This is a genomic window from Usitatibacter palustris (assembly GCF_013003985.1).
Lineage (GTDB): Bacteria > Pseudomonadota > Gammaproteobacteria > Burkholderiales > Usitatibacteraceae > Usitatibacter > Usitatibacter palustris.
The window spans coordinates 3,588,819-3,613,806 of the sequence record NZ_CP053073.1; the positions used below are offsets into that span (position 1 = coordinate 3,588,819).

The window sequence follows — 24,988 nt, forward strand, 5'->3', positions numbered from 1 at the left end:
GACAGGTCACAACTCGAACGAAAGGATGTGCCCTGTCCCCCAAACCGGTCAACTAGATGAGTTGCATGTATCCTCGGCCGATGCCTGCGCGCGCTCCCTTGCGTTCCCTCGTCGCCGACCGGCCGCTCGCCGAGCAGGTCCGCGCGCAACTCGCCGAGGGCATGGCGAAGGGCGCGTGGAAGCCGGGCGAAGCGATTCCGTCGGAGTCGCAGCTTGCGGCGCGCTTCGGTGTCGCGATCGGCACCATTCGCAAGGCGGTCGACGGCCTGGTCGCGCAGCAGGCCCTGGTGCGACGGCAGGGCAAGGGCACGTTCGTGACGGCCCACGATTCGGGCCGCCTCATGTTTCACTTCTTCCACATCGTCGAGCGCGACGGCACGAAGAGCTATCCGGAAGTGCGCACGATCGATTTCCGCCGCGACCGCGCCGGCGCGGAAGCCGCACGCGCGCTCGATCTATCGCCGCTCGACAAGGTCGTTCGCATCCGCAACGTGTTGTCGTTGCGTGGGCGGCGCGCGATCCTCGACGACATCACGTTGCCTGCGCAGCTCTTTCCCGGCCTTACCGAGAAGATATTCGTCGCGCGCGAGAACACGATCTATCACCTGTACCAGAGCCGCTACGGAATCAACGTGCTGCGGGCCGACGAGCGGTTGCGTGGCGCCGTGGCTTCGCGCGAGCAGGCCGAGCGCCTCGGCATCGACGAGGGCGCAGCGCTGCTCGAGATTCGCCGCGTGGCCTACACCTTCCGCGACCGGCCCGTGGAGCTTCGCGTCTCGCACGTGGATGCCGCGCGCTTCGAATACCACAACACGCTGGGCAAGGGCGAGGTGCTCTGATGGCGCTCGCCCTCGCGATCCTTCCCAACTTCGTGCTCATCGCGCTGGGCTTCCTGCTCTCGCGGCGCTTCGACTACGGCCGCGATTTCTGGGAAGGGCTCGAGAAGCTCGTGTACTACGTGCTCTTCCCGGCGTTGCTGTTTCGCTCGCTCGCGGTCGCACAACTCGATTTCTCCAGGACGGGTCTCCTGCTCGCCCTCGCCTGCGCATTCACCGTCGCGGGCATGTTGCTCGCCCTCCCCGTGGGTCGACTCTTCAAGCTCGAGCGCGCCGTTTCCGCGAGCGGCTTCCAGTGCGCGTTCCGCTTCAACACGTACATCGGACTCGCGCTCGCCGGCAGCCTCTTCGGCCAGCCCGCGGTGGCTGCCGCGGCAATCCTCCTCGGCGTGATGATCCCGCTCGTGAACCTCGCCGCCGTGGCGATGCTCGCCTCGGGCAGCGACCGCGGATTCCTGCGCGAGCTCGTGCGCAACCCGCTCATCATTTCCACGGTGACGGGCTTTGCCTGGAACGTGGCGGGGCTTCCGCTGCCCGCGTTCGCCGACCACACGCTGAACCTCCTCGCGCAGACCGCGCTTCCCGCGGGCCTGCTGTCGGTGGGCGCGGCGTTGCGCATCGAGCGCGGCGACGGCCACGCGGGCGCCCACGCGTACTGGCTCACCGTGAAGCTCGTCGCACTCCCGCTGATCGCCCTCGGACTCGTGCGCGCCTTTGCGCTCACCGGCGTGGACGCCGCGGTCCTGGTTCTCCTTGCCTCACTGCCCACTGCGTCAAGCGCCTACATCCTGGCGGCCAGAATGGGGGCAGACGGACGCACCGCCGCCACGCAAATTACGGTCGGCACATTGCTGTCGATGGCCACGATCCCCTTTTGGATGGCACTACTGTAGAAGTTGCAACCCGGAACCGCGTTCCCCCTGAGAGGTCTACAAACCATGAAGCTCGACAATCAAGACGCCAGCAGCAACGTGGAAGACCGCCGCGGCATGGGCGTGGGCGGTAGCATCGGCGTAGGCACCATCGTGATCGCGGTGATCGCCTACTTCCTCGGCATCGATCCCTCGGTGGTCCTCGACGCGTCCCAGCAGATGCAGCAGTCGGCGCCGCGCCAGCAAGCGCCCGCGGACCCGAACGCACCGCCCGATCCGGCGAAGATCTTCGTCGCGAAGGTTCTCGGCTCCACGGAAGAAGCCTGGGGCCAGATCTTCCAGAAGAGCGGCAGCGCATACCGCAAGCCGACCCTCGTCCTCTTTTCCGGTGGCACGCAGACGGCGTGCGGCACCGGCCAGGCCGCGTCCGGCCCGTTCTATTGCCCCGCGGATGAAAAGCTCTACATCGATCTTTCGTTCTTCCAGCAGTTGCGTGACCGCTTCAAGGCGCCGGGAGATTTCGCACAGGCCTACGTGATCGCCCATGAAGTCGGGCACCACGTCCAGAAGCTGACGGGCGCGGCGGCGAAGGTGAACGAAGCGCGGAGCCGCGGTTCGCGCGACGCGAACCAGATGTCGGTGCGATTGGAGCTTCAGGCCGATTGCTTCGCGGGTGTGTGGGGTTACTACGCGCGTGAGTTCAAGGGCCAGCTGGAAGCGGGCGACATCGAGGAAGCCATGGCCGCCGCGACGGCGATCGGCGACGACCGCCTCCAGGAGCAATCGAAGGGCCGCGTCGTGCCCGATTCCTTCACCCACGGCAGCTCGGCGCAGCGCGTGCGCTGGTTCAAGCGCGGGATGGAAAGCGGCAACCCCAATTCCTGCGACACGTTCAGCGCTGCGCAGTTGTGAGGCTGTAGCCATCGCCGAAGGGTTGATCCCGACCCGGCCCCAACCTCTCGATCAAACGCCGCCGATCTCGCTACCCAAACTTGCGCTCGAAATTCCTGGCGCACCGGCGATCCTGCAGCGAGCGGTGGGGGGCCTCTCGTGATCAACCCTTCGTCGATGGCCTCAGCGCCGGAACCATCGAGGTGTTTCCAGCATCGGGGCGGCGCTGATCGCAACTTGAGAGCGTGTGCCAGTCATGTCGATCGCCGCTCATCGACGAGGGCGGCACCCGCCACCGCCTGCCACCACAAATTATCTACCGACGATCATCGCAGCCGTTGCGCCACAACCCGCCCGCGACCTTCGACAGCGATGGGTGGGGGGCGAGAGGGGGCGTGACCGATCGCTGCAGAACCACGGTGCGCAAGGAATCTCGAGCGACATATGAAGTAGCGAGATCGATCCTCTCCCCGACGCAGTGAGCTCCCCCGGTTCGACCCCCACCCATCGATGGCGGAGGTCGCGGGAGGAGAAATGAAAAAGGGCGCCGAAGCGCCCTTTCTGTCGGTCAAACGAAGGACTAGGCCTTCGCTTCCTCGTCCGGCGGCAGGACTTCACGCTGCTCCACCGTCTTGAGCTTCTCGCGGATGCGCGCGCTCTTGCCCGTGCGGCCACGCAGGTAGTAGAGCTTGGCGCGGCGAACGTCACCCTTGCGCTTCACCTCGATCGAGGCGATGGCGGTCGAGTAGAGCTGGAACGTACGCTCCACGCCTTCGCCGCTGGAGATCTTGCGCACGATGAACGAGGAGTTGAGGCCACGCTTGCGGATCGCGATGACCACGCCTTCGTAAGCCTGTTCGCGCTTCTTGTCGCCTTCGACCACGATCACCTTGACGATGACGGTGTCTCCCGGGGCGAACACGGGAATCTTCTTGTTGAGCCGGGTGATTTCTTCCTGCTCGAGCTTTGCGATGAGATCCATGAACGTTTCCTTTTCGGTTCCGGCCTTCCGGCCTTTCGCGCAGAGCCGTCGAAACGGATGCGCGCGGTTTTGTTTTCGGTTACTGCTGTTGCTGCGCCTGCTGCTTTTCCCGACGGTATTCGTCGAGCAGCTGCGCGTCTTCCTTGCCCAGCGTACGCCCTTCCAGGAGGTCGGGCCTGCGCTCCCACGTTCGCCCCAGCGCCTGCTTCCTGCGCCAGCGCGCGATGGCCCCGTGGTTTCCCGACAACAGCACGTCGGGCACCTTCGTTCCCTTCCACTCCTCCGGCCTCGTGTAATGCGGCCAGTCGAGGAGCCCCGCGGAGAATGAATCCTGTGTTGCGCTCTCCGCGTCGTTGAGGCTGCCCGGAAGCTGCCTCACGATGCAATCGATCGTCACCATCGCGGGCAATTCGCCCCCCGAGGTGACGTAGTCGCCGATCGAGATCTCCCGATCGACGCGACGACGGACCAGCCGCTCGTCGACTCCTTCATACCGGCCGGAGATCATCACCAGCCCCGGCTCCGCGGCCAGTTCTTTCACCAGCGCGTCGTCCAGCCTCTCGCCTTGCGGCGACATCAGCAGCACCTTCGGCGCCGCGATGCCCTTCTGCTGCTGCCGCGCGATCGCGGCATCGATGCAGGCCTCCAGCGGGCCGGCCAGCATCACCATTCCCGGACCGCCACCGTACGGACGATCGTCGACCGTCTTGTGGTTATCCGTCACGAAATCCCGCGGATTCCACGTCGCGAGCTCGAAAACCTTGTCGTCCAGCGCGCGGCGCGTGATTCCGTGGTCCGACACCGCGTCGAACATTTCCGGGAACAGCGTGATGACATCGAATTGCATCAGACGTCGTACGCCGCTTCCCAATCCACCGTGATGCGGCGGGCCTCGCGGTCCACCGACTTCACGTACTGATCGACGAAGGGAATCATCCGCTCCCTCTCGCCCTTCACGACGAGCACACTGGTCTCGCCGGTCTGGAACAATTCGGCCACCTTGCCGAGCGCTTCGCCCCGCAGGTTCACCACCTCCAGGTCCAGCAGGTCGATCCAGTAGATCGATCCCTTGTCGGCTTCGCCGAGCGTTTCCCTCAGCACCGCGACTTCGCATCCGCGCAGCTTTTCAGCCGCATCGCGATCGTCCACGCCTTCGAACTTCGCGACCGTCGAGGCCGAACGCACCGCGAACTCCTCGATGACGTGCTCGCGCCAGCCTTCGGGCAGCTTGAGCAACCAGCGGGGAAAGTCGGCGAGGCCGTCGGCGGATTCGGTAAAGGCTTTGAGCTTGACCCAGCCCTGGATGCCGAAGGGCGCGCTCACGCGCCCCATCACCACCAGCCTGCTTTCGTCCCCGTCGAAGGGCGCGACCGACTTACTTCGCGGGCGCGGCCTTGCCGGTGACTTCGCTCTTGCCACGCTTGATCAGCTTCTTGACCGCGTCCGAAGGCTGCGCGCCCTTGGACACCCAATGGGCGATGCGGTCGAGCTGCAGTCGGAACTGCGGCTCTTTCTCGGACGCCTTGGGGTTGTAGAAGCCGATGCGCTCGATGAAGCGCCCATCGCGCGGCATGCGCGAGTCGGCAACGACGACGTTATAGAAGGGGCGGTTCTTGGCTCCGCCGCGGGCGAGTCTGATGACGACCATGTATGTCTCCAACCCCGTTGATAACGGGTAACGTGAAACAGCAAACGGGTAACGGCTGAATTCGAAAAAGCGCGAAATTATCGCACAAATTCAGGGCGATAGGCAACTCACCTGATTACCCCCCGGAGGCCAGCTCCCGCACAAGGCGATCGAGGAATTCGATGGCCTGGTGGAAGGCACCGATCTCGAGCCGTTCGTCGCGGCCGTGCATGCGTTCGACCTCCATCGCGATTCCCGCGACCCCGTAAACCGGAATCCCGATGACCCGCAGGCGCGATCCATCGGTGGCGCCGGCGCTCATCGTCGGCGTGACCACGACGCCGGGCCACGTGGCGGCCGCCACGCGCCGGATCGTCTTCATCGCTTTCGAATCCGGATCGCTCGGGGGGCTGGGCTTCGGGTCGTAAAGCGCCTTCACGGCCACGCGCTCGCCGGCGAGCGTGACGAGAGTCCGTTGCAGGTCCTGCGGATTCTCGTTGGGCAGCATGCGGCAGTTCACGGTGGCCTTGGCCGTCTGCGGCAAGGCATTGCTCGCATGTCCGGCCTCGAGCCGCGTAGCCACGCATGTCGTGCGCAGTTGCGCATTGAGGGAGGGGTCCGCAACGGCACGGCGCAGTTGGTCCCCGGTAGCCGAGCGCGCGGGGAATTGGTGGCGCGACAGGCGGTCGAGCGCCGCGACAAGATCGTAGATCGCGTTGTCGGCGCGCGGCAGCGAGCTGTGGCCGCCCGCGTTCGTCGCGGCGAGCTCGTAGGTGAAGGGAATCTTCTCGCTCACCTGCACGGCGAGCTCGTAAGGCTTCCCGTCGCGCAGCACGAGGTTCCCGCCTTCGTTGATGGCGAACTCCGCGTCGATCGCGTCGCGGCGATTCGCGATGAGCCAGGTGACACCATTGGTCGTACCGCCCTCTTCGTCGGCGGTGAGCGCAACGATCACGTCGCGCTTCGGTTTCCAGCCCGCCTTGTGCGCGCGCACGAGGTTCGCGATGAAGATCGCGGCCTGCGCCTTGTCGTCGATGGTGCCGCGGCCGTAGAAATAGCCGTCCTTCTCGGTGAGTTTGAAGGGATCGAGGCCGTCGGACCAGTCTTCCTTCTTCGCCTCGACCACGTCGATGTGGGCGAGCAGCATCACGGGCTTCAGCTCGCCGGTGCCGCGCAGGCGCGCGACGAGGTTGCCCTTGCGCGGTGCGGGCTCGAGCACCTCCACGTCCTTCGGATCAAACCCTGCGTCGAGCAGGCGCCTGGCCATCGCGCGAGCGGCGGCGGTGTTGTCGCCGTCGGGGTGAACCGTGCGGATCTCGATCAGCTCGCGGTAGATGTCGCGCGTGAGCTGCTGGTGCGGGCTCGCGGACTGCGCGGACGCCGCGCCCGAAAGAAATGTGGCCGCCAGCGCGAGCGCGCCGCACGGCCACTTGTTCGTCATCACTTCGTCTGCGTCGGGGCCTGGGTCTTGGATGTGGGTGCTTCCTTGCACACCGAAGCACAGGCGTTGCTGCTGTCCTGGAACGTCTTCAGGCACGCGTACTTGGCGTCGCCTTCCTTGGCGGCGGCGTCGCAGGCCCCATAGGTGTCGGAGGCCTTCTTGCGGCATTCGCCGCAGGGCATCTGGGCAACGGCGGCGGCGGCCTTGGGCGCCGTCGGGGCAGGGGCCTGGGCCGCGGCAAACATCGGCAGGCCGAGGGTCAGTGAGAGCAGGAACGGTGCGACTTTTCTCATGAATGCCTCCTCAGGTTAGGGTCCTCCACGCAACTTCCTCGTCAGCGCATTCCGGGCAGGCGCCCCTTGATATTGCGCATCATCTTGCCAAGGTTACCGCCTCGCATCATCTTCATCATCTTCTGCATCTGCTCGAACTTGTTGAGCAGCTGGTTGACTTCCTGCACCTGCACGCCCGCGCCCGCGGCGATGCGCCGCTTGCGCGACGCCTTCAGGATCTCGGGCTTGCGCCGTTCCTGCGGTGTCATCGAATTGATGATGCCCTCGGTGCGCGCGAGCGCCTTCTCGCCGAGCTCGGGCGATTGCGAGGCCATCTGCGTGAGCTGCGCCGGGAGCTTGTCCATGAGCGAGGCCATGCCGCCCATCTTCTTCATCTGCTGGAGCTGGGACTTGAAGTCGTCGAGGTCGAAGTCCTTGCCCTTCTTGAACTTCTCCGCGAGCTTCTCGGCCTCGACGCGATCGACCTTGGCGTGGGCTTCCTCGACGAGCGAGAGGATGTCGCCCATGCCGAGGATGCGCGAGGCCATGCGCTCGGGGTGGAACGCCTCGAAGCCATCCATCTTTTCCGAGACGCCGACGAACTTGATCGGCTTGCCGGTGACCTGGCGAACGGAGAGCGCCGCGCCGCCGCGCGCATCGCCATCGAGCTTCGTGAGGACGATGCCGGTGAGCGGCAGCGCTTCGGCGAAAGCGCGCGCAACGTTCACCGCGTCCTGGCCCTGCATCGAGTCGACCACGAAGAGCGTCTCGATCGGCTTCACGCCGGCGTGGATCGCCTTCACTTCGGCCATCATCGCTTCGTCGATCGCCAGGCGTCCGGCGGTGTCGACGATCAGCACGTCGTAGTAATGCTTGCGCGCCCAGTCGAGCGCGGCCTCGGCGATCGCCACCGGCTTCTGCGACGTGTCCGACGGAAAGAGATCGACCTCGAGGTTCTTCGCGAGGGTCGCCAGCTGCTCGATGGCGGCCGGGCGGTAGACGTCGGTCGAGACCAGGAGAATCTTCTTCTTGGTGGTCTTCGTGAGCAGCCGCGCGAGCTTGCCGGCACTCGTGGTCTTGCCCGCGCCCTGCAGGCCGGCGAGCAGGAACACCGCGGGCGGCTGCGTGGCGAAATCGAGCGCGGCATTCGTGCCGCCCATCAGCGCGACCAGCTCGGAATGGACGACGCCGATCAGCGCCTGGCCCGGCGTGAGGCTGCCGACCACCTCCTGGCCGAGCGCCTTTTCCTTCACGCGGGCGACGAAATCCTTGACGACGGGAAGTCCGGCGTCGGCGTCGAGCAGCGCGAGGCGGACCTCGCGGAGCGCTTCCTGGATGTTGTCTTCAGTCAGGCGCGCGTGACCGCGCAGCGTCTTTACAACGGAGGACAGGCGTTGGGTGAGGGCGTCGAGCATCGGGAAAGGGTAAACTGAAAGGGACTGGAACCGCGCGGAAATGCTTGATTCCCTTTTGTATATTAGCACCGCGGCCTGCTGGCTCGCGTTGACCGGCATCGCCTTGAAGCAGGCCCGGCCCGGGCATTCCCCGGCCACCCTGGGGCGCGTCGTCGCGGTCCTTTTCCCGCTGGGCCTCGTCCTGCACGCCATGCTCATCTACAACGGCGTGATGGTCGCCGAAGGGCTCAACCTCGGATTCGCGAACGCGGTATCGCTCATCGTTTGGCTCACTGCGCTCATCTACTGGCTCGCGAGCATCGTCTATCGGGGACTGTCGAGCATGCAGGGGATGATGGCGCCGGTGGCACTCGTGGCCGTCGCGGTGCAATTCCTCGTGCCCTCGCGCCACATCGTCACCTACACCGGCGAGCCGCTCTTCACGCTGCACTTCGCCATCGCGATGCTGGGCTACGCGCTGTTCATCGTGGCCACCGTGCACGCGGTGGTGATGCTCGTGGAGGAAAAGTGGCTGCACAAGGGCGTCATGCCGCCGTTCCTGCGCACGCTGCCCCCGCTGCTCGAGATGGAGGCGCTGCTCTTCCGCGTGCTCCTCGCCGCATTCGTGATGCTCACGCTCACCGTGATCACGGGCCTGTTCTTCTCCGAGCAGCTCTTCGGCAAGCCCCTGACCTTCACCCACAAGTCGATCTTCGGAATCATCTCGTGGTTCATCTTCGGCGGCCTGCTCGTAGGCCACTACGCGTGGGGCTGGCGCGGCCGCAGGGCCGTGCACTGGACGCTCGCCGGATTCACCACGCTCCTGCTCGCGTACGTGGGCAGCAAGTTCGTGGCTGAAATCATCCTGCAGCGCGGCTGATAGTGGGCGACATCCCCCTCAGTTGGCTGTTCGGCACGCTCGCGGTGTTGCTGCTGGTTTCGGGCTTCTTCTCGGCCGCGGAGACCAGCATGATGGCGCTCAACCGCTATCGCCTGCGCCACCTCGTGCGCGAGGGCCGGACCTCGGCGATGCTCGCGCAGAAGCTCCTCGATCGCACCGACCGGCTGCTGGGCGTGATCCTGCTCGGCAACAACCTCATCAACGCCGCCTCCGCCGTGCTGGTCACGCAGATCGCGATCCGGCTCTTCGGCGACGGCGAGATGACACTGGCGATCGCCACGGGTGCGGTGACGTTCTTCATCCTGGTGTTCGCCGAGATCACGCCCAAGGTGATCGGTGCCACGTATCCGGAGGCGCTGGCACTCCCGGCGGCCTTCGTGCTGACGCCGATGCTGCGGGTGTTCTATCCGATCGTGTGGTTCGTGAACCTCTTCGTGCAGGCGCTGCTGACGATCATGTTCATCAAGCCGCGCGACGAGGAAGAGCACCAGCACCTATCGCTCGAGGAGCTGCGCACGCTCGTGCTCGAAGGCGGCAAGTACATCCCGAAGAAGCACCACTCGATCCTGCTCAACCTCTTCGAGCTCGAGGACATGACGGTCGACGACACGATGACGCCGCGCGGCCACATCGAGTCGATCGATCTCTCCGACGACATCGACGACATCCGCATGAAGGTCGCGACCGCGCACCACACGCGGCTCATGGTCTACGACGGCAGCCTCGACAAGGTGGAGGGCATCCTCCACGTGCGCAAGTTCCTGAACGCCTCGCGCCACGAAGAGCTCGACAAGGACGGCATCCGGGCGATCCTGCGCGAGCCCTATTTCATTCCCGAAGGCACGGGGCTGCTCGACCAGCTGCAGAATTTCCAGGAGCGCCTGCGCCACATCGCGATCGTGGTCGACGAGTACGGTGAGGTGCTGGGGCTGGTCACGCTGCAGGACATCCTCGAGGAGATCGTCGGCGAGTTCACCAGCCAGTCGCCGGTCGCCGGCCGCCTCTACAGCAAGGAGCCCGACGGCACGGTGATCGCCGACGGCGCGTGTCCGCTGCGCGTGCTCAACCGCAAGGCCGGGTTCGATTTCCCCCTCGATGGCCCGAAAACACTGAACGGCCTGCTGCTCGAAAAACTGGAAGACATTCCGGAGCCCGGCACGAAGGTAAACATCGCCGGCCACGACGCGGAGATCCTCCAGGTGCAGAACCGGATGGTGAAGGTCGTGAAGATCCTGCCGATCAAGCCCGAGGAAGCGGCGGAAGCCGAAGCGGCCTGAAGAACTGTCATCCTGAGGGCCGAAGGCCCGAAGGACCTGCTTTAGGCAGTTAACCCACTCCAGCAGGTCCTTCGGGCCTTCGGCCCTCAGGATGACAGTTGGAAAGAATCCACGAACCGTCGATCGATCCGGTCCTTCCACCGCCACGCCCACTCCCCGCTGAACGAGAACGGTCCCCACGCGCCGACCGCGTTGCGATCGCCCGTGGAGATGAGCGAGAGATAGCGGCGCTGCGCTTTCCAGCGCTGGAGCGGCGCGCCCGCGAGCGCGGCCCGGATGTTCTGCGAGAGCACGTTGCCCGCGCGCACCGCGAACACGCCGGCCTTCGGCCGCGGGTCGTCGACCCGCGTGGCGCAATCGCCCGCGGCGAAGACACCGGGATGCGAAACCGATTGCAGATACTCGTCGATCGAGAGGAAGCCCTGGCGGTCGATCTCGAAGCCCGAATCGCGAAAGAGGTCGGGCGCCCCCGCCCCTCCCGCCCAGAAGGTCGCGTCCGACGCGAATTCCATCTTGTTCGCGAGCTGCACGCTCTTCTCGCGCACGTCGATCACTTCGCTGGCCGCATGCACGCCGATGCCGCGCGCCGCGCAGCGCCGAAGGAGGTCGCGCCGTGCGCCCTCCGGAAACCCGGGCATGACGATCGGCGTGTCGGTGAACACGCGCACGTGCGGGCCGGTGGGGCCCAGCTCGCACTTCAGTCGCCAGTCCATCGCAAGCGCGAGCTCCACGCCACCGGCACCGCCGCCGACGATCGAGATCGAGGTCACGGTGCCCGCGTGCGCCGCTTCGAGCACACGCTGCCATCCCTCGACGGCCTGTTCGAGCGGACGCACGGCAATCGCGAATTGCTCCACGCCGTGCGCGCTGCCGATGCGCGGTACTGAACCGATGTTCACCGACAGGACGTCGTAGGCAAGGACACTGCCGTCGGCGCAGATCACTTCGCGCATCGACGGATTCACGAGCACCGCGTTGCTCTGCACGAAGGAAGCGTGGGCGCGCGCGGCGAGCTTCACGAGATCGATGGCGATCTCGTCGAAGCGGTAGTGGCCCGCGATGCAGCCGGGGAGCATGCCCGTGTAGGGAAGCTGCGGGCGCGGCGTGACCAGCGTGACGCTCAAGGACTGGTCGGCGCGTTCGCCCAGGTCTTTCAAAACATGCAGGTGCGCGTGGCCCCCGCCCAGCAGGACGAGCCGCTTCAACGCCGGGCCTCCAAGCGCAGGTCGCCGAACCAGGCCGTGACGCTCTCACCGGTCTGGTCGGTATCGGCCGAAACCGCCACGCCCGAGATGCGCGGTGTGGGCTTCTTCCATGAATCGCCGAAGGCCGCACGGAAATCGGCTTCCACGTCGCGAGATTCGGCGGCCCACTGCCCGGCCTGCGCCGGCCCGGACTTCAACACGATGAGGCGTACGCGGTCCGTGTAGGGATTCCACACGCTCGTGCCGACCGGATTGCGGTTGTCCCAGACGTAGCAGATCGCCGCGGTCGGCAGCTCCGCGCCATAGACGAGCTTCGCGATCGCCATCCGCGCGCGTTGAGTGATCGTGAGATCCGACTCGGGCACATCGAAAGTCACGTAGACGCGCGCCGCGTAGTCATCGCCTTCCTTGCTGAGGAGATCCGCTTTCTCGAGCACGCGATCAACTTTCCAGCGCCAGGCGAGGATGGGACGTTCCGTGGGCTCCACCGCGAGGCGATGGCCGAAGGAACCGGCGGCCGCAACCGAGCGAACGCGCATCACGGTGCGGCCTTCGTCGGCGACGAGGGTGAACTCCGGCGGCTTGAGGTTCGGGATCAGCAAGGGCTGCCATGCGGTGGGAAAGACGGTGCCGGGCGGTGAGGAGGAGAAAGGCGTGATCGACGTCGGCTCGGCAGCGACGGCAACAAATACAACGACGAGCAGCCACAGCCCGCGAATCACGAGAGAACCTCCTGGAGACGGCCCTCGCGCTGCAGCCGTGCGTAATCTTCAGGACGATCGACATCCCAAAGCGTCGCGAGTTCGTGCCACTTGATGCGGCCCGCCTCGAGGCGCGCGCGCGTCTGGGTCATCACCGCGGCGGTTCCCCAGTTCACGCCCTCGAAAAGCGAGGGTTGTGGCCGTGCAAGTCCCACGAGCACGTAGCCGCCGTCCTCCGCGGGCGCGAACACGGCCTCGCACTTCGTGAGCGCGCCCCAAGCGGCGTGCAGGTCGGCTGCGGAGAGTGCCGGGCAGTCGCTGCCGATGAGCAGGCGCGGCGTGCCCGCTGCGAAGGCCGCGTGCATGCGCGCGCCGAGATCCGCGCCCCGCTGGCGATGGAGCGTGGCGCCGAACTGTGCGGCGCAGCGTTCGAAGAACGGATGCGTCTCGTCGGGCGCGCACCAGAGCTCCACGGGCCCGAGCCGCGCCTGCGAGGCGATCGAGAGCGCCTGGCGCACGAGCCCGGCATGCAACGCGGCCGCTCCTTCCGCGCCGAGCAGCGGCACCAGGCGCGTCTTCACCTCGCCCGCGACCGGCGCCTTCGCGAAGACCGTCACGCGCGGCGCGTCAGGCGCGCGGGCCGCGGGCGTCATAGCGTTGCGCGAGGTCGTTCGGGTTGGCGCCGAGGAAGTAGGCGAGACGCAGGTGCCACATGAGGAGGATCGTACGCACCGTTCCGCGCTTTTCCCAGCGTCGGCCGGATGTCGTCACGCGGGAGGCGAGGCACGCGGGGCGCGAGATGCGCTTCAGGGCGCGCGACAACGCGATGTCTTCCATCAACGCGATCGCCGGAAAGCCGCCCACTTGTTCGAAAGCCGTGCGCCGCACGAACATCGCCTGGTCGCCGGTGGCGATGCCCGTGAGCCGCGAACGCGCGTTCATGAAGAAGGCGACGATCGGAAGAAGCGCGCTCGCCCCCGCGATCGTCACATCGAACCGGCCCCAGGCCCGGCCCTGCGCCAGGCCCTCGCGAATCGCGGCGAGCGCGTTGGCCGGCAGCGCGGTATCGGCGTGGAGGAAGAGGAGGACATCGCCGCTGCTCGCGCGCGCACCGGCATTCATCTGCGCGGCACGTCCGCGGGGCGCCTCGAGCACCTGGTCGGCCAGCGGTGCTGCGAGAGAGCGCGTGGCATCGCGGCTTCCCCCATCGACGACGATCACCTCGGCATCGAGCGCCTGCAGCGGCGCGAGGAAGGCCTCGATCCCCGCCGCCTCGTCGAGCGCCGGTATCACGATGGAAACGGAGTGACCCGGCGCCTCCATCTCTACTTCACGTCGTTGAGCGACCAGTCGTACTCGAGGAACGCGACGTCCGCTTTCTGCTCGCGGACGATCGCGCGCTCCTCGGGCTTGTCGGCGAGGAGGTCCGCGTACTTCGCGGCGGTGGCCTTCACCGACGTGTAGCCGCGATGACCCTTCTCGAAATCCTTGCCGTACCAGTCGAAGATCTTCGAGAGCTCGAGCTTGCCGGTGGCCGCGCTGTAGCGGTTGCGCGTGCGGTCCGACAGGAAGCGGCGCATGCCCGCTTCGAGCTGCGCATCGAGCTTCTCGGCCGTGAACGCATCGTTCGCAAGCATCGGGCAGCCGATCGAGGCGCACACGACCGCGACATGGACGCGCGGCTCGTCGTACACGCCCTCCTTCCGCAGGATCTCGTGCTCGACCTGGTCGAGATATGCGGGCTGGCCGAAGAGCGTGAAGAACTTGTCCTTCCAGGGATTCCCGAAGACGGTACCGAAATCGCGGATGGATTTGATGTTCGGGTAGCGCGTGAGGATCTTCTCGATCGTGAACGCGTTGTACGCATTGATGAGGAACGCCTGCTGCTGCGGTTTCGTCCACGCGTCGAACTCGGCGCGCGTGACCTTCGAGTAGCTGTCCGTCACGGCCTTGAACGCCGCGCGGTCCTTCGCGAATCCGGCGTAGTCCACGCGCGAGGCATTGCCGTTCTGCACATATTTCACGTGCTTCTTGAGGAGATCGTCCCAGGCCTTGTGCGAGTGATCGACCTCGGCCCACGCGCCGGTCGCCGCGAGTGCCAGCACCGCCACCAGCCAACGCATTGCACTCATCGCCGCGCCTCCTAGTAGTACTTGCGCTTGTCGCCCAGCAGCGCGCCGAGCTTGCCCACGACCGCCCCGAAGCCCCCGGCACCGCGCGTCCACTCGTGGAAGGCCGTGAGGAAGTCCATTTGACCGTGCGTCACGGTCGAGCGTTTCCACTGCCCCGCCGCGTACTTGTTCGCCTCGACCCACGTGGGATACGCGTGGATCGTGCCCATGATCTTGTTCAGCCCGAACTTGTGGCGCATGGCGGCCACGAACTCGGCGATGGTCTCGCCCGCATGTTCCGCCGCGATCGTGACACCGAGGATCTCGTCGGTGCCGCGCTTGGTGAGCACCTTGACGAGCCCGTGGGCTTCGCTCTCGGCGATCGCGCGGTCGAGATCGTCCACGCCGTACGTATAGATGTCGACGGCGATGTTCTTTTCCTTCGCCTCCGTTTCACTGAGTCCCACGCGCGCGACCTCGGGCTCGGTGAACGTGACCCAAGGCACGACCGAGTAGTCCACGCGGAATTTCTTGAAGCGGCCGAAGAGTGCATTCACCGACGCATACCAGGCCGTGTGCGAGGCGGTGTGCGTGAACTGGTAGGGCCCGATCGCGTCGCCCACCGCGAAGATGTTCGGATAATTGGTGCGCAGGAACTCGTCGACCTCGACGGTCTTCTGCTTGGTGAGCGGAATGCCCAGCGCCTCGAGGCCGAAGCCCTCGGTGTTCGCCACCCGTCCCACCGCGCAGAGGAGCTGGTCGTACGCGATCGTCTTCTCCACACCCTCATGCTCGACCGTCAGCGTCTTCTGTCCGCCTTCGCTGCGAACCGAGGTCGCCTTGTGGCCCGTCAGCACGTCGATGCCTTCGCTCCTGAAGCGCTTCGTGACGATCTCCGCGAACTCGGGATCCTCCTTGGCGAGGATGCGCGGCAGCATCTCGACCTGCGTCACCTTCGATCCCAGTCGCGCGAACGCCTGCGCAAGCTCGCAGCCGATGGGTCCGCCGCCGAGCACGACGAGACGCTTCGGAAGTTCGCGCAGATCCCAGAGCGTGTCGGAGGTGAGCGGATTCGATTCGCGCAGCCCCGGGATCGGCGGGATGAAGGGCCGGCCGCCTGTGGCGATGACGATGTTCTTCGTCGTGAGGGTCTTCTTCTCGCCCGAGGCGAGCGCGATGTCCACGCTCCAGGGCGAGGTGATCGTGGCGGTGCCCGAAAGGCATTCGACGCCCAGCCCCGTGTAGCGCTCCACCGAATCGTGCGGCTCGACCTCCGCCACGACGCGCTTCACGCGCTCCATGACCTCGGCGAAATCGAACTGCGCCGTGGCGCTCTTCAATCCATAGTCCTTCGCGCGGCCGATCTGCGCGACGAGCTTCGCGGTCTTGATGAGCGCCTTCGAGGGAATGCAGCCGGTGTTGAGGCAGTCGCCGCCCATCTTGTGCTTCTCGACGAGCGTCACCTTCGCCTTCACCGCCGCGCCGATGTACGTCGTCACGAGCCCCGCGGAACCCGCGCCGATCGCGATCAGGTTGCGGTCGTACGTGGCCGGGCGCTTCCAGTTCCTGTAGACCTTGCGCGCCTTGATCGCGTCGAGGACCTTCTTCGCGACGAGGGGGAAAAGACCGAGCACCACGAATGCCGCGACCAGGCCCACGGAGATCTTGAACTGGCCGAGCTGCGTGCCCGCATACACGTAGGCGATGGTGCCCGCGAGCATTCCGAGCTGGCTCACCCAAAAATACGTCCACGCGCGGATGCTCGTGAGGCCCATCAGCAGGTTGATCGCGAAGAACGGGAACGCCGGGACGAGGCGCAGCGCGAAGAGGTAGAACGCGCCCTCCTTCTCGATGCCGTCGTTGATGGGCTTGAGCTTGTCGCCGAACTTCGACTGCACCCAGTCGCGCAGCAGGAAGCGCGACGCGAGGAACGCGATGGTCGCACCGATCGTGGATGCGAACGAGACGATGACCACGCCCCAGAGCAACCCGAAGAGGGCGCCGGCCACCAGCGTCATCAGCGACGCGCCCGGAAGCGACAGTCCCGTGACGGCGACGTAGATCGCGAAGAAGATCGCGGCGGTCTGGACCGGATGCGCGGCAAGCTGCGCCTCGAGCGACGCGCGCTGCGACTGGAAGTATTCGATCGAGAAGTACTGCCTGAGATCGAAGATGAAGAATGCCGCGATCGCTGCGGCGATCAGCACGAGTACGGCGAGCTTGCCCTTGTTCATGACGTCTCCTCGTGCAGGGTACGCAACAGCAGGTCCCTCGGATGCTCGGGACGACCCCGGCTCAGAGTGCGTCCAGGGCCCCTTCGTACGCCAGGGTCGCCTCGGCTGCCGAGGACACGCTGCTGCCCAGGTCGCGCACGAGGCCATCCTTCAGCCCATACACCCAGCCGTGGACCGTCAGCTCCTGCCCGCGATCCCACGCGTCGCGCACGATCGTCGTCTGGCAGACGTTGGCGACCTGCTCGACCACGTTCAACTCGCACAGGTGATCGACGCGGTGCGCGTCATCGAGCGCGGCGAGCCGCTGGGCATGCTTCGCGTGGACATCCGCGATGTGGCGCAGCCAATTGTCGGCGAGGCCCACGCGCTCGTTCCTCAATGCCGCCTGCACGCCGCTGCACCCGTAGTGGCCGCAGACGATGATGTGCTCGATCTTGAGGACATCGACGGCGAACTGCATCACCGACAGGCAGTTGAGGTCGGTGTGGACGACGACGTTAGCGATGTTGCGATGGACGAAGAGCTCGCCCGGGGCGAGGTCGACGATCTCGTTGGCCGGAACGCGGCTGTCGGAGCAGCCGATCCAGAGGTACCGCGGCCGCTGCTGGCGCGAGAGCTTCGGGAAGAACTCCGGATCGCTCTTGCGGATGCGCTCGGACCAGGCGCGGTTGCTGTCGAAGAGGTGCTTGAGCGTGGCCATGGTGGCGCCATTCTACCTGCTGCCCCTGCACGGAAATAAGTGGGGTCAGACTCGACTTAAATAAATTCTGGGGATAAGTCGTGCACCTGCGAATGCACGACTTATCCCCAGAATTTATTTAAGTCGAGTCTGACCCCACTTATTTCTGTGCGGAGCGGCGCGGCCTGCGCGAGCGAGAAGCGCGGGCCCCGCGTGATGCGGCGGTAGTAGGAAACGTGCGCGGGCGAGCCTTCGGGCCACGACGCGAGGAAACGGCGCTCGAATGCCTGCGCATCGAAGTCGAGTGCGAGCGCATCGACGAACGTGCCATGGCACTCGGTGCCATAGAGCGACGGGACGGGCGAAGGCCGCGTGGAGATGCGCGTCACGATGCCGTGGCGCGTACCCGCGAAATTGGGCATGCCCGCGGCTCCGTTGTTGATGACGATGCCGCGCGTGGCGCCGAAGGCGAATTCGCGGCACGCGGGCAGACAGGTGTGGGAGCTTGCGAACACGTCCATCCCCGACTCGGCGAACGCGCCCTCGAGCCACCGGCGCTGCTTCGGATCATCGAGCCGGTCGTGCGCGAAGTTCCAGCCGGCGAGGCTCGACGCATCGCCATGCACGATGCCGACACTCGCGCGGCCCACGCGGGCCGTGAGGTTCATGGGCAGCGCGCGTTGCGAGGCGCGCAACTCCGGAAAGCGCCGTGCGGTCTCGAGAAGCTTCGCGTGGATCACGTTGGAGCGATCGACATCGCCGTCGTCGACTTCCTCGGGGTAGCCGCAGCCGCAGCCCGCGCCCGAATCGTCGTCGGCGAGTTCGGTCTCCACGTTGCCGCGGATCGCGAAGTGCCCGAGCACGCTGCGCCCGATACGGTCGTAGTCCGCCGGGTCGGTGTCGAACCAGTGGAAGTCGCCGTTGAAAACGATCGCGGCATCGTCCTTCGCCGCCAGCGCCAGCACCGCTTCAAGCGCCTCGACGTTGCCGTAGAGGCCGCCGACCACGAGGATCGTGCCCGCGACGATATCGGGGTCGCGCGCGAACGACCGCGGCGAGTAGCGATAGGAAAGCGGGCAGTCGCGTCCCGGCGTCATGCGGCGAGCGCCCCGCCGCAGCTCGAGCCCTGGCCCGCGGTGCAGCCGTAGCAGTGGTCGCGCACGACGATCGGATTGCCGGCGAGGTCTTCGCGCATCGCGTCGGTGATGTGCGTCTTCGGGCGGCCGGCGATCGCAAGCGGCAGGCCGAGCATCTGGTTGAAGTCGCAGTCGTAGAGGAAGCCCAGGTAGTCGATCGACACCAGCGAGCGGCACATCACGCCCTCGAGGTTCTCGTCGCGATGCGCGCCGCGCAGGAGATCCATGTAGCCGTTGAACTGACCCTTGGTGACGAGCGTCGAACCAAAACGCTGGATCGGCATGTTCGCGAGCGTGAACAGGCTGTTGAAGGCGATGCCGAAGGTCTCGCCGAGGATGCGCTTGTAGTCGGCCTCGAGCGTTTCCTGCGCCGGCGGCAGGCTCGGCCCCTGCGGGTTGTAGACAAGGTGGAGTTCCAGGCCGGAATTGTCCTTGCCGTAACCGAGTTCATTGAGCAACTGGATCGCCCGCACGCTTTTCTCGTACACGCCCTTGCCGCGCTGGCGATCGACGAGCTCCTCGGTGTAGCACGGCAGCGACGCGATGACCTGCACGCGATGCTCCGCGAGGAACGCGGCGAGGTCTTCGTGGCCGGGCTCGAAGAGGATCGTGAGGTTGCACCGGTCGATCACCTCGCAGCCGAGCTTGCGGGCACCCTTCACGAGGTGGCGGAAATGCGGATTGATCTCGGGAGCCCCGCCGGTGATGTCGAGCGTGGTCGCGCCGCTGGCGGCGAGGTAGGCGAGCACCTGGTCGGCGGTCTCGCGCGACATCGCTTCGGTGCGCGTCGGGCCGGCATTCACGTGGCAGTGCAGGCACGACTGGTTGCAGACGTATCCCACGTTGACCTGCACGATTTCAGTGCCCTTGCGTTGGATCGCAGGGAAATCGGAGCGGACGAGGAGCGGAAGAGTGGCGTGCATGGATTAAGGCATCATAACGCAGCGATGACACAGCAAAACGACCCTCCCGCCGACGGCGCCCGGCTCGATTTCGCCGGCGAGATGAGCTATGGCGATTACTTGCGGCTCGATAGGATCCTCGACGCGCAAAGCCCGCGCTCGGGTAACCACAACGAGCTGCTGTTCATCGTCCAGCACCAGGCCACCGAGCTGTGGATGAAGCTCATGATCCACGAGCTGAAGGGCGCGCGTGACGCGATCCGCACCGGAAACCTGCAGCCCGCCTTCAAGATGCTCGCTCGCGTCGCCCGGATCATGGCGCAGCTCAACCAATCGTGGGACGTGCTTGCTACGTTGACCCCGGCGGAGTACTCCGCGTTCCGTGGCGACCTCGGAAGCTCGTCGGGATTCCAGTCCTACCAATACCGGATGGTGGAATTCCTGCTCGGCAACAAGAGTGCGGTGATGCTCGAGCCGCATCGCCACCGTGCCGACCTCCTGGCCCCCCTCGAGCAGTTGCATCGCGAACCCTCGCTCTATGATGAAGCGATACGCACGCTCGCCGCCCGTGGATTCGCGATCGATCGCGAGGTCGCGGAGCGGGATTGGACGAAGTCCCACGAGTTCAACGAATCCGTCCTCGCCGCGTGGGTGAAGGTCTACAAGACGACCCACGAGCACTGGGACCTTTACGAGCTCGCCGAGAAGCTCGTGGACCTCGAAGACGCGTTCCGCCAGTGGCGCTTCCGCCATGCGACGACCGTCGAACGCGTGATCGGCTTCAAGCGCGGCACGGGCGGAACCTCGGGCGTGGGTTACCTGCGACGCATGGTCGAGGTCGTGCTGTTCCCCGAGCTGTGGCGCGCGAGGACATCGCTGTGAGCGCGGATCCGACGGAAACGGAACTCAAGTTCGCCATCGCGCCCGAGGATGCGAAGGCGTTCGAGCGTGCGCCCGCGCTGAAGAAGTCGAAGCCGCGGCGCCAGCGCCTGCTCAACCTCTACTTCGATACGCCGGACCACGCGCTGGCCGATGCCGGAATGGCGCTGCGGCTGCGCAAGGCGGGTGGCCGCTGGACGCAAGCCCTTAAGGGCGGCACGAGCGGCACCGGCGGGCTGCATTCGCGCGGCGAATGGGAGTTCCCGCGCAAGGAGCCGACGCTCGATCTGACACTCTTCGTCGCGACACCGCTCTTCGCGATGAAGCAGCCCGAGCGTCTCCAGGACCAGCTCGCCAACGCATTCACCGTCGATTTCCAGCGCGAGACCTGGATCGTCGAACCCCAGCCGGGTGAGCGCCTCGAGGTGGCGCTCGATCGCGGCGAGGTGCGCAGCGGCGATCGCACGGAAGCCGTCTGTGAAGTCGAGATCGAGGTGCTCGAGGGCCCGCGGGACGCCGCCTTCGACCTCGCGCACTCGTTGATGAAAGTGGTGCGGCTGCGTCCGAGCGCGGTCACGAAGGCGCAACGCGGGAATCGCCTGGTGCGCAATGCGGAACTCGCGCCCCGCAAGGCGAGTGCCGTCGAGCTCGAGGCGTCGATGAGCATCGCGCGGGCTGCGCGCGCGATCGTGGGCACGGCCCTCGATCAACTGCAGGCGAACGAGGAAGACCTGCTCGTTTCGAACGATCCGGAGTTCGTGCACCAGGCGCGCGTGGCGCTTCGCCGCATGCGCTCCGCGCTTCGCCTCTTCCGCGACGAGCTCGGCGATCCGCGCACGGAGCAGTGGCGCGAAGCCCTGGGTGACATCGCCCGGGCCTTTGGCGGTGCGCGCGATTGGGATGTGTTCGCGACGGAAGTGCTTCCGAGTCTGCGCAAATCGTTCGGCGACGCGAAGCTCTCGCGCAGCCTCGCCTCACGCGCCACGGCTCGCCGCATGAGGGAGCGCGACACCGCGCGCGAAGCCCTGCGCTCGGCCGCGTACGCAACACTCGTGCTCGACCTCGCGCGCTGGCTCTCCGATGAACCGCCCCCACGAATCGCCGGCGAATCGCTCACGGACTTCGCCTCGGCCCTGATTCGCAAGCGCCACAAGCGCCTCCTCGCCGACGCGAAGCAGCTCGCGAAGCGCTCGCCCGAGGAGCGCCACCAGATTCGCATCGACGCGAAGCGCCTGCGCTATTGCGTCGATGGCTTCGCTTCGCTGTTCAAGGATTCGCGGGTCGAGAAGTACTCGCGCGCGCTCGGCCGCCTGCAGGACGTGCTGGGCCGTGCGAACGACGCCACGACGGCGATGCAGCTGGTCTCCGAGCTCGAGGCCCCGGCAGCCTTCGCGAGTTTCGCCCGGGGCTATCTTGCTGCCCGCGCCGAGGACGATGTCGCGAGCCTCGCCGATCATGTCGCCGCGCTCGATGGCACCAAGCGCTTCTGGGCAAGGAAGCCCGCAGCACCATCCCTGGAGGGTTGACGATGTTCGAATCCGCCGAGATCGGCCACAAGCTCGACAAGGCGCGCTACAAGCGCGAAGAACCGAAGCTGCGCCGCGCGCTGCTCGAGGCGCAGTACGAGCTCCTCAAGAAACCCGAGTCCTCCGTGCTCGTGATCGTCGGCGGCGTCGACGGCTCGGGCAAGGGCGAGACGGTGAACCTCTTCAACGAGTGGATGGACCCGCGCCACATCCGGTCCGTGGCCTTCGGTCCGCCGACGAACTACGAGCGCGAGCGCGGCGAGATGTGGCGCTACTGGCAATCGCTGCCCGGCAAGGGCCGCATCGGGATCTTCTTCGCGTCGTGGTACACCGACCCCGTCGTCTCCCGCGTCACCGGTCGCATGGGCCGCGCCGCGTTCGCCCGCTCGCTCGAGCGCATCCGCCGGCTGGAATTCATGCTCGCCGCCGAAGGCATCGTGCTGGTGAAGCTGTGGTTCCACCTGTCGAAGAAGGCCCAGCGCGATCGCTTCCGCAAGCTCTCGGCCAACAAGCGCACCGCGTGGCGCGTGACGAGGCAGGAGTGGAAGAACCACAAGAGCTACGACAAGTTCCGCGACGTGAGCGAAGACGCGCTGCGCGAAACGTCGACCGGTGCGGCGCCATGGCACGTGATCGACGGATCCGACAACGAATACCGGTCGCTCACCGCCGGGCGCATCCTGCTCGATGCGCTGCGCCACCGCCTCGACGGCGAAAAGACGGTGATTCCCGCGGTGGCCCCGGTGGCCGCCGCCCCGCTCGACGGCCGCAACATCCTGCGCGCGCTCGACTACAAGCGCACGCTCACGCGCGCGAAGTACGACGAGCGGCTCGACGAGCTGCAGGCGAAGCTCGCCTACCTCAGCCGCGGCAAGGCGATGCGCAATCGTTCGCTCGTGCTGTGCTTCGAAGGCATGGATGCCGCGGGCAAGGGCAGCACGATCCGGCGCATCACGCAGGCGCTCGATTCCCGCCACTACCGCGTGATTCCGGTCGCCGCGCCTACCGAGGAAGAGCGCGCCCAACCGTACCTGTGGCGTTTCTGGCGCCACATGCCCGGCCACGGCCAGGTCGCCATCTTCGATCGCTCCTGGTACGGACGCGTGCTGGTCGAGCGCGTCGAGAAGTTCGCCTCCGAGATCGACTGGATGCGTGCCTACCAGGAGATCAACGAATTCGAGTCGCAGCTCGTGGAATCGGGCGCGGTCGTGGTGAAGTTCTGGATGGCGATCACGCCTGAAGAGCAGCTCAAGCGCTTCAAGGCGCGCGCGGATACGCCGCACAAGCAGTTCAAGATCACCGCCGAGGATTGGCGCAACCGCAAGAAGTGGCCCGCCTACGAGCGCGCGGTGTGCGACATGATCGAGCGCACCTCGACCGATCCCGCGCCCTGGCACCTCATCGCCGCAACCGACAAGCTGCACGCGCGCATCGAGGTGCTGGAGAAGCTGACGAAGGCGCTGTCGTGAAAAGCGGATCCCTCGTGTCCTGAACCTCGGGATGAAATAAGTACGCTTATTTCAGTTCGCGAGCTTAAGGCTGATGCGGTTGCGACCGAAGATGTACGAGTACTCCGCGCTCTCGGTGAGCCCATGCGCGAGAAGCACGCCCAGACCGCCTTCACGCCGCGTATCGACCAGCGCTTCGAGCAGCTCGCGCGTGGCGCGAGCGAACGGATTGAAGGGTGGGGCGCGATCCTCGTAGGTGAGCGCGACTTCGTCGCCGTCGGCCGCGAGCGAGACCCAGACCGGTGCATCGCTGCCGCCGCGGTGGCCATGCTTCACGGTGTTGAGGAAGAGCTCCTCGATGACGAGGCACAGCTTCAGGCAGGAAGGCCGCTTGGTGCCCGCGCCCTCGCAAAAGCCCTCGATGAACGCCCGCGCCTGCTTCCAGGCCTCCAGACGGGACGGGAACATCCCCATGCGGGTTGTGATCGTGTTCACAGTTTTGTCCTTTGAGGCATTATAGGATGTAGCAATTACATAAGAGCAAACCGGGAGAGGTCATGAGCGCGCGTTCGACGGTGATCAAGGTTTTCGTGGCGGGCGTTTTCGCGCTCGCATCAGGCGCTGTCGCGGCCCAGGACATCGGCCAGGTGAAGGTCGCCAAGGGTACGGTGATGGTCGAGCGCGCAGGCACCTCGCAGCCGGTGAAGGTCGGCATGGCGATCAAGACTTCCGACAAGATCACGACGGGCGCCGACGGCTCCGCGGGGATCACCTTCACGGACAACAGCCTCGTCTCCGTGGGCCCGAACAGCGTCTTCTCGATCGAGAAGTACAGCTTCGATTCCACGACGCACGCCGGTGAATTCGAAGGCTCGCTCAAGAAGGGCAAGCTCGCCGCGGTCTCGGGCAAGATGGTCAAGCAGGCGCCCGAGTCGATGAAGATCCGCACCCCCTCGGCCGTGATGGGCGTGCGCGGCACCGAGTTCGTCGTGCAGGTCGACGAGCCGAAATCCAACTAGGCAAGCCTTGAAGCGCTTCACGGGCCTCGGCGCTGCCGGGGTCCTCCTGATCCTCGCGGCCGCTTGCGCCGCACCGAAGACCGGTCCGGTCGCTCCCGAGCTCTTCGCCGTCCTCCCCAGCAAGGAAGGCAAGGTCGGCTCCATCGTCGTCAACAGCGCGGGCAGCTCGCGCGTGATCGACACGGCCTACGGCGCGCAGCTCATCCAGCCCAGCGGCGAGATGGTCGGCGGGAAACTCACCGAAGCCGACGTCCGCGCGTCGTTCGGGTCCACGCTCCAGGCGCTGCCCGGCCGGCCCGCGTCGTTCATCCTCTACTTCCTCGAAGGCAAGGATGAGCTCACGGTCGAATCGAAGAAGGAGCTCGAGCGCGTGTTCATCGAGCTCGCCCGCCGCCCCTTGCCCGACATCGTCGTGATCGGCCACACCGACACGGTGGGCAGCGGTCCCTTCAACGACAAGCTGTCGCTGCAGCGCGCCGAGCGCCTGCGCGAGATGATGGTCTTCATGGGCCTGGCCGCCGAGCGCGTTCAGGCCGCGGGCCGTGGCGAGCGCGAGTTGCTCGTGCCCACCGAAGACAACGTCTCCGAGCCCAGGAACAGGCGCGTAGAGATAAACGTGCGTTAGGTTGTTTTCAGCGCGTTTATCCCGAGGCAG

At 66.1% G+C, this 24,988-nt stretch carries 27 protein-coding genes; 10 read left to right on the forward strand and 17 right to left on the reverse strand.

The window, feature by feature from the left end:
- Nucleotides 1-98: 98 nt before the first annotated feature.
- From DSM104440_RS17430 to ypfJ, 3 genes are read left to right on the forward strand one after another with little or no spacing between them, the layout of a single operon-like run.
- Entirely contained in the window at nucleotides 99-839 is a 741-nt protein-coding gene (locus DSM104440_RS17430) for a GntR family transcriptional regulator (RefSeq protein ID WP_171164891.1), read from the forward strand.
- Nucleotides 839-1,729 carry an AEC family transporter gene (locus DSM104440_RS17435; RefSeq protein WP_171164893.1) on the forward strand — a complete coding sequence of 297 codons (891 nt, stop codon included), beginning with the start codon at nucleotides 839-841 and terminating at the stop codon, nucleotides 1,727-1,729. The genes DSM104440_RS17430 and DSM104440_RS17435 overlap by 1 nt, the downstream gene beginning before the upstream one ends.
- 45 nt (nucleotides 1,730-1,774) lie before the next feature.
- Entirely contained in the window at nucleotides 1,775-2,620 is an 846-nt protein-coding gene (gene ypfJ / locus DSM104440_RS17440; protein ID WP_171164896.1) for a KPN_02809 family neutral zinc metallopeptidase, read from the forward strand.
- Nucleotides 2,621-3,179: 559 nt separating this feature from the next.
- On the opposite strand, the gene rplS is transcribed toward ypfJ, so the two are convergent.
- The 7 genes from rplS to ffh all read right to left on the reverse strand — a co-directional run bounded on the left by rplS (nucleotide 3,180) and on the right by ffh (nucleotide 8,336).
- Entirely contained in the window at nucleotides 3,180-3,581 is a 402-nt protein-coding gene (gene rplS, locus DSM104440_RS17445; protein WP_171164898.1) for a 50S ribosomal protein L19, read from the reverse strand.
- 79 nt (nucleotides 3,582-3,660) lie between these two features.
- On the reverse strand, nucleotides 3,661-4,428 hold the full coding sequence (trmD, locus tag DSM104440_RS17450) for a tRNA (guanosine(37)-N1)-methyltransferase TrmD (protein WP_171164899.1): 768 nt from the start codon (nucleotides 4,426-4,428) through the stop codon (nucleotides 3,661-3,663).
- The gene (gene rimM, locus DSM104440_RS17455) at nucleotides 4,428-4,913 is read right to left on the reverse strand and encodes a ribosome maturation factor RimM (RefSeq protein WP_171164901.1); all 486 of its coding nucleotides are present in this window, start codon (nucleotides 4,911-4,913) and stop codon (nucleotides 4,428-4,430) included. Before rimM ends, trmD begins: the two co-directional genes overlap by 1 nt.
- A gap of 43 nt (nucleotides 4,914-4,956) precedes the next feature.
- On the reverse strand, nucleotides 4,957-5,229 hold the full coding sequence (gene rpsP / locus DSM104440_RS17460; protein ID WP_171164903.1) for a 30S ribosomal protein S16: 273 nt from the start codon (nucleotides 5,227-5,229) through the stop codon (nucleotides 4,957-4,959).
- Between the two features lie 115 nt (nucleotides 5,230-5,344).
- The gene (locus tag DSM104440_RS17465) at nucleotides 5,345-6,649 is read right to left on the reverse strand and encodes a M20/M25/M40 family metallo-hydrolase (protein ID WP_171164905.1); all 1,305 of its coding nucleotides are present in this window, start codon (nucleotides 6,647-6,649) and stop codon (nucleotides 5,345-5,347) included.
- Complete coding sequence (locus tag DSM104440_RS17470; RefSeq protein WP_171164907.1) at nucleotides 6,649-6,942, reverse strand: hypothetical protein; 294 nt, start codon at nucleotides 6,940-6,942, stop codon at nucleotides 6,649-6,651. Before DSM104440_RS17470 ends, DSM104440_RS17465 begins: the two co-directional genes overlap by 1 nt.
- A 41-nt stretch (nucleotides 6,943-6,983) precedes the next feature.
- On the reverse strand, nucleotides 6,984-8,336 hold the full coding sequence (ffh, locus tag DSM104440_RS17475; RefSeq protein WP_171164909.1) for a signal recognition particle protein: 1,353 nt from the start codon (nucleotides 8,334-8,336) through the stop codon (nucleotides 6,984-6,986).
- A 40-nt stretch (nucleotides 8,337-8,376) separates the two neighbouring features.
- Between ffh and DSM104440_RS17480 the strand changes: the two genes are divergently transcribed.
- A complete protein-coding gene (locus DSM104440_RS17480) occupies nucleotides 8,377-9,195 on the forward strand; it encodes a cytochrome C assembly family protein (RefSeq protein WP_171164919.1) in 819 nt (272 codons plus the stop codon).
- 2 nt (nucleotides 9,196-9,197) lie between these two features.
- Nucleotides 9,198-10,493, forward strand: a complete 1,296-nt coding sequence (locus DSM104440_RS17485; RefSeq protein WP_171164921.1) for an HlyC/CorC family transporter — start codon at nucleotides 9,198-9,200, stop codon at nucleotides 10,491-10,493.
- Between the two features lie 86 nt (nucleotides 10,494-10,579).
- Here the strand turns inward: DSM104440_RS17485 and DSM104440_RS17490 are convergent, their stop codons facing one another.
- From DSM104440_RS17490 to arsS, 9 genes are all read right to left on the reverse strand, one after another.
- Complete coding sequence (locus tag DSM104440_RS17490; protein ID WP_171164923.1) at nucleotides 10,580-11,698, reverse strand: FAD-dependent oxidoreductase; 1,119 nt, start codon at nucleotides 11,696-11,698, stop codon at nucleotides 10,580-10,582.
- Nucleotides 11,695-12,420, reverse strand: coding sequence for a DUF3047 domain-containing protein (locus DSM104440_RS17495; protein ID WP_171164924.1), 726 nt, complete (start codon nucleotides 12,418-12,420; stop codon nucleotides 11,695-11,697). Before DSM104440_RS17495 ends, DSM104440_RS17490 begins: the two co-directional genes overlap by 4 nt.
- Nucleotides 12,417-13,052 (reverse strand): TIGR04282 family arsenosugar biosynthesis glycosyltransferase, encoded by a 636-nt coding sequence (locus tag DSM104440_RS17500; protein ID WP_171164926.1) that lies wholly within the window; start codon nucleotides 13,050-13,052, stop codon nucleotides 12,417-12,419. The genes DSM104440_RS17495 and DSM104440_RS17500 overlap by 4 nt, the downstream gene beginning before the upstream one ends.
- A complete protein-coding gene (locus DSM104440_RS17505; protein WP_171164928.1) occupies nucleotides 13,027-13,722 on the reverse strand; it encodes a TIGR04283 family arsenosugar biosynthesis glycosyltransferase in 696 nt (231 codons plus the stop codon). The genes DSM104440_RS17500 and DSM104440_RS17505 overlap by 26 nt, the downstream gene beginning before the upstream one ends.
- A 2-nt stretch (nucleotides 13,723-13,724) precedes the next feature.
- Nucleotides 13,725-14,531 (reverse strand): DUF547 domain-containing protein, encoded by an 807-nt coding sequence (locus DSM104440_RS17510; protein ID WP_212758121.1) that lies wholly within the window; start codon nucleotides 14,529-14,531, stop codon nucleotides 13,725-13,727.
- Between the two features lie 11 nt (nucleotides 14,532-14,542).
- Nucleotides 14,543-16,744 carry an FAD-dependent oxidoreductase gene (locus DSM104440_RS17515; RefSeq protein ID WP_171164931.1) on the reverse strand — a complete coding sequence of 734 codons (2,202 nt, stop codon included), beginning with the start codon at nucleotides 16,742-16,744 and terminating at the stop codon, nucleotides 14,543-14,545.
- 61 nt (nucleotides 16,745-16,805) lie between these two features.
- Nucleotides 16,806-17,444 carry a carbonate dehydratase gene (gene can / locus DSM104440_RS17520; RefSeq protein ID WP_171164933.1) on the reverse strand — a complete coding sequence of 213 codons (639 nt, stop codon included), beginning with the start codon at nucleotides 17,442-17,444 and terminating at the stop codon, nucleotides 16,806-16,808.
- 101 nt (nucleotides 17,445-17,545) lie between these two features.
- Nucleotides 17,546-18,520 (reverse strand): hypothetical protein, encoded by a 975-nt coding sequence (locus DSM104440_RS17525; protein WP_171164936.1) that lies wholly within the window; start codon nucleotides 18,518-18,520, stop codon nucleotides 17,546-17,548.
- Nucleotides 18,517-19,482, reverse strand: a complete 966-nt coding sequence (arsS, locus tag DSM104440_RS17530) for an arsenosugar biosynthesis radical SAM (seleno)protein ArsS (RefSeq protein WP_171164938.1) — start codon at nucleotides 19,480-19,482, stop codon at nucleotides 18,517-18,519. Before arsS ends, DSM104440_RS17525 begins: the two co-directional genes overlap by 4 nt.
- 24 nt (nucleotides 19,483-19,506) lie before the next feature.
- On the opposite strand from arsS, the gene kynA reads away from it, so the two are divergent.
- Genes kynA through pap form a run of 3 tightly spaced genes read left to right on the forward strand, consistent with a single transcriptional unit; the run spans nucleotide 19,507 to nucleotide 23,335 of the window.
- On the forward strand, nucleotides 19,507-20,343 hold the full coding sequence (gene kynA / locus DSM104440_RS17535) for a tryptophan 2,3-dioxygenase (protein WP_171164941.1): 837 nt from the start codon (nucleotides 19,507-19,509) through the stop codon (nucleotides 20,341-20,343).
- Nucleotides 20,340-21,866, forward strand: a complete 1,527-nt coding sequence (locus DSM104440_RS17540; RefSeq protein ID WP_171164942.1) for a CYTH and CHAD domain-containing protein — start codon at nucleotides 20,340-20,342, stop codon at nucleotides 21,864-21,866. Before kynA ends, DSM104440_RS17540 begins: the two co-directional genes overlap by 4 nt.
- Nucleotides 21,867-21,868: 2 nt before the next feature.
- The gene (gene pap, locus DSM104440_RS17545; protein ID WP_171164944.1) at nucleotides 21,869-23,335 is read left to right on the forward strand and encodes a polyphosphate:AMP phosphotransferase; all 1,467 of its coding nucleotides are present in this window, start codon (nucleotides 21,869-21,871) and stop codon (nucleotides 23,333-23,335) included.
- Nucleotides 23,336-23,386: 51 nt separating this feature from the next.
- Here pap and DSM104440_RS17550 read toward each other — a convergent pair whose 3' ends face one another.
- Complete coding sequence (locus DSM104440_RS17550) at nucleotides 23,387-23,809, reverse strand: ATP-binding protein (RefSeq protein WP_171164946.1); 423 nt, start codon at nucleotides 23,807-23,809, stop codon at nucleotides 23,387-23,389.
- Between the two features lie 62 nt (nucleotides 23,810-23,871).
- Here DSM104440_RS17550 and DSM104440_RS17555 point away from each other — a divergent pair, with 62 nt between their 5' ends.
- Together DSM104440_RS17555 and DSM104440_RS17560 are read left to right on the forward strand one after the other, a co-directional pair.
- Nucleotides 23,872-24,333 carry a FecR family protein gene (locus tag DSM104440_RS17555; protein WP_171164948.1) on the forward strand — a complete coding sequence of 154 codons (462 nt, stop codon included), beginning with the start codon at nucleotides 23,872-23,874 and terminating at the stop codon, nucleotides 24,331-24,333.
- Between the two features lie 7 nt (nucleotides 24,334-24,340).
- Nucleotides 24,341-24,958, forward strand: coding sequence for an OmpA family protein (locus DSM104440_RS17560; RefSeq protein WP_171164950.1), 618 nt, complete (start codon nucleotides 24,341-24,343; stop codon nucleotides 24,956-24,958).
- Nucleotides 24,959-24,988: the final 30 nt, after the last annotated feature.